Genomic DNA, 3,848 nt, shown 5'->3' with positions numbered 1-3,848 from the left:
TTAACAATAACAGGGTTGAATCCTTTTTTCTATACTTTTTCACCTAATAGGTGAATTTTTTTTTGTAGAAAAGCATTATTTTAAGCCATATCTATTATGATTTTTATTTTTTCATGAATAATTAGGGATGATAATTCCAAATAAGCTTATAAAAAAATTTCCTAAGTAAGATATTTTTTTATGTCTATCAAAAAATTTTTTTGCTTTGTTCATACTTAGAACCTCCTTTAATTTTTTATTAATAGTTTTTCAATTAAAAAATATATTGGAATTGTTATAAATAAAATAATTGGTAAAAATATATTTACAAAACCTAAAATAATTGTAAAGGAAAAAATGAAAATCATATAACATTGTTGATATAAAATTATTTTATTTTTAATCTTTTCTGGAACAACAAATTCTTTTTTAGTTAATTGTTGTTTATAAATATAACCTAATGGTGTTTTTTTAAAAAACTTATTTGTGTAAAAATCTTGAAAAAAAATATTCATTATGTTTTTTTTATTTACTATCTTTTTCATGTGCAATCTCCTTTTAAAAAACTATAATTAAATTATTGCAATTAACATTAGATTAAAAGTTTCTGTAAAGTTACATTTGATTGTGCTATGCAAAAAAGTACTACTAAAAATTACTTTAGTAGTACTTTTTGTTTTTCAAGGTATACCATAAGTAACACTTAGTATTACTTATAATTACTTGTTAAAAATCTCTTTAAATTTATATAAAAAACATATGTAAACATAAATCTAAGCACTTTTAAAACATAAAATTATTAGATTTAATATAGTTCAAAAATGTTAATAAACTTATAAAAAAATCAGAAATTATATATGTGGTATGTTCTTAATTTGATGTGGTATTAACTTTAAAGTCTAATTTAATGCATTTAAAAATAATTAAATTATTTTTAAATGCATTAAAACTCTTTTAGAGCAGATTTGTATTAATTTAATGATAATATATGTTTGTCGCACAAAAATAAATCTCAGAGCGTTATAGGTGCATTAAAACGTAATAATATAAAAGAGGACAGGATGATTTTTTTAAGATAAATTATTATGTCCTCTTTTATATTATTACGTTAGATATATTTATTTAAAATTTTTTTCTAATTTTAATAACCTTTGTTTTTCAATTCTATTGTCAACTGCTTTCCTAGCAGTTGTATAACCTACATGTTCTTCTTCATCAAGTGTAAAAATATTTGGAAAGTTCTCTTTTATATAAAATCCATTCATCATTTCTAATAAAACTTGTACATTTCTGTCTGTATGATTATTAGATTTTTTTAGTGTTAACATATTTTCTTTTATATTTTTAGAAACTCTATCTCCAATAAGATCTATCATAGTTTCCATATTTAAATTTAGATTTTTTTCATGTTCTTTTATTATAAATTCTAATGCCTGACTTCTATTGGTATAGTTATTTTTCTTTTTTATTTTATCTACATAATCTATTAATGTTTTATCTATTCTAAAGTGTATTCTTTCTTTATCCATTTAAATAACCTCACTTCCAAAATTAAAAACTTTAAATATGTTAATTTTATTATACATCTTTCTTTTACTAAAACATCTAATGATTTAATTAATTTAATAGAGGTTATGTTATACCATTTTTTTATTAATAGTAATTTTCAAAATTAAAATAAATACAACCACAACATTTTAAACTGTAGTAGTATTTATAAGTATTTAATGTATTTAACTGTATTTAATGTATTTAGGCATACTTCAAATACGCATGAATGCTAAGTTTTTAAAGTTTTATTATGACAAATCCGTTTTTTATTATGACAAATCCGTTTTTTATTATGACAAATCCGTTTTTTATTATGACAAATCCGTTTTTTATTATGACAAATCCGTTTTTTATTATGACAACATTGACTTTATGACATAATAATATTAACATATAATTACAGTAAAAATAATAAAAAAGGGAATAGTGTAAATATGGATAAAGAAATTTTATTTAAATCTAATGATATAATAATGGCTAATTCTAATATTGTATTAAAAAGTAATGAATATAAATTATTTAATAAAATCATGTATAGTTGTCAAAAAATTAATAATAAGAAAGAGCGTTTAGCGATAATAACATTTGATGAAATAAAAGATATTTTTCAACATAGTAATGAATGTTCAGTAAAAAATATAGAAACTTTATTAGAAAATTGGCGTACAGTATCAATTAAATATAATACGCCTAAATATTCTAGTGGAACTGGTTTATTAAATAACTGGGAAAGAGATAAAAGTAATGATGAATTTTATTTGTATATAAAAGATGATTTTTATAAAATCTTAATGAACTATAAAGAATTTGGTTATTCACCTATAGATGTTAAAATGGTAAGACAAGCTAAGGGATATTATACTCAACGTCTATATGAACTTTTAAGAATGTGGAGTGGGAGTAAAAAAGAGGTTACATATACAATCGATGAATTAAAAGAATTTTTCAAAGTGGAAAATAAATATAAATTATATGCTGATTTTAAGAATAGAATTTTACAACCTTCTATTAAGGAGATAGAAAAAAAATTAAATATGAATATTTCTTTTATAGAAAATAAAAAAGGAAAAAAAACTATTTCTATAACTTTCTTTGTAATAGATCATGAACCACGACATTATAATTTTAAAAATATAAATAACGATGGAAATAAACTTTTAAAAGAACAAGTAGTTATAGAAGATACAGCTAAAGAAGTGACAACAAATGCTCCAGTTGTAGATGTTGAAAAAATAGTATCATCTGCAATCATGAAAGCTATAAAGGAATTACAAATAAATAAAATAAAAATATCAGCTAAAACTCTAGAAAGAAATTTAAATACTTATGGTGAAGATATATTTAATAGAGCTATTAATATTCTTATAGGTAAAAAAGAAGAAGGAGAAAAAATTACTGCTCCTGTAAAATTTCTTAATGGTATATTAGAAAATTTAAAAACAAAATCTGAAATAGCAGCAACAAAAGCTGAAAATGAAAATACTAAAACATTAAATTTTACTAATTACTCTCAACGAGAATATGATTATGATTCATTAGAAAAACAGTTACTCGGTTGGGAGAAATAATTAAAAGTAATAGACTTGATCTAATAAAAATAGATTAAGTCTATTACTTTTTTTAAGCAAAAATAAATTTGAAAAATCATTTATCTTATTAAATAATTAATCAATAAAAAAGTAAAACTAAATACTATAAAAAGTATTTAAGAAAGAGAAAAAAATTAAAATTAATAAAAAGAATTTTATCTAAAAAAATAAAAAAACATAACTAACTGTAAAATTTAATAAACATATTTTTAAATAAAATGTAGAACGTATAATTTAAAAATATATAATTTTTATTAATACTTTTTTGGAACCATTAATAAATTTTTAAGAATTTTTTAGATTGAAAATAAGAAAAAAATGAATTATTCCCTCACCCAATAATGGATTATAAAATAATTTTTAGGATAAAAAAATAGATAATCTTTTTATTGGGGTAGAGCATAAGGGGAAATTGTCCCCACACAAGGTGGAGACCTAGGCAGTGCCTAGGATTTCCATGGGTACATGAAAGTATGAAAAAACACACAACTGACCCACGCTTGACACACAAAAAACACACGAAAAACCCACGTTTGACCCACAAAATTACAAGTTTTATATTCTAAAAATAAGAGGAATTTAAACAAAAAACAAATAAAAACTGTATAGTTTTTGTTTAAAATAATATAAAAATAAAATAATTTTTAAGCTAAAAAAAGAAAAAGTTTAATGAAAAAATATTACTCTAATATATAATTTTAAAATCAAATTTAATAGGAATTAATGTTA

At 20.7% G+C, this 3,848-nt stretch carries 3 protein-coding genes; 1 reads left to right on the top strand and 2 read right to left on the bottom strand.

The features are described 5' to 3' along the window. Positions 1-227: 227 nt before the first annotated feature. Complete coding sequence (locus tag GBZ86_RS13560) at positions 228-524, bottom strand: hypothetical protein (RefSeq protein ID WP_152891508.1); 297 nt, start codon at positions 522-524, stop codon at positions 228-230. Between the two features lie 573 nt (positions 525-1,097). Continuing rightward, a complete protein-coding gene (locus GBZ86_RS13555; protein ID WP_152891506.1) occupies positions 1,098-1,508 on the bottom strand; it encodes a ribbon-helix-helix domain-containing protein in 411 nt (136 codons plus the stop codon). A gap of 456 nt (positions 1,509-1,964) precedes the next feature. Between GBZ86_RS13555 and GBZ86_RS13550 the strand changes: the two genes are divergently transcribed. After that, a complete protein-coding gene (locus tag GBZ86_RS13550) occupies positions 1,965-3,098 on the top strand; it encodes a replication initiation protein (RefSeq protein ID WP_152891504.1) in 1,134 nt (377 codons plus the stop codon). The last annotated feature ends 750 nt before the right edge of the window (positions 3,099-3,848 follow it).

The sequence above is a fragment of the Clostridium tarantellae genome (genome assembly GCF_009295725.1).
In the GTDB taxonomy this organism is placed as follows: domain Bacteria; phylum Bacillota; class Clostridia; order Clostridiales; family Clostridiaceae; genus Sarcina; species Sarcina tarantellae.
Note: the sequence above shows the minus strand (reverse complement) of the source record. Positions and strands in the feature narration are given on the sequence as shown.

Bases quoted from the DNA above. Each gene is read 5' to 3' on its own strand.
- GBZ86_RS13560 (WP_152891508.1), bottom strand. From the start codon at position 524: ATGAAAAAGATAGTAAATAAAAAAAACATAATGAATATTTTTTTTCAA.
- GBZ86_RS13555 (WP_152891506.1), bottom strand. From the start codon at position 1,508: ATGGATAAAGAAAGAATACACTTTAGAATAGATAAAACATTAATAGAT.
- GBZ86_RS13550 (WP_152891504.1), top strand. From the start codon at position 1,965: ATGGATAAAGAAATTTTATTTAAATCTAATGATATAATAATGGCTAAT.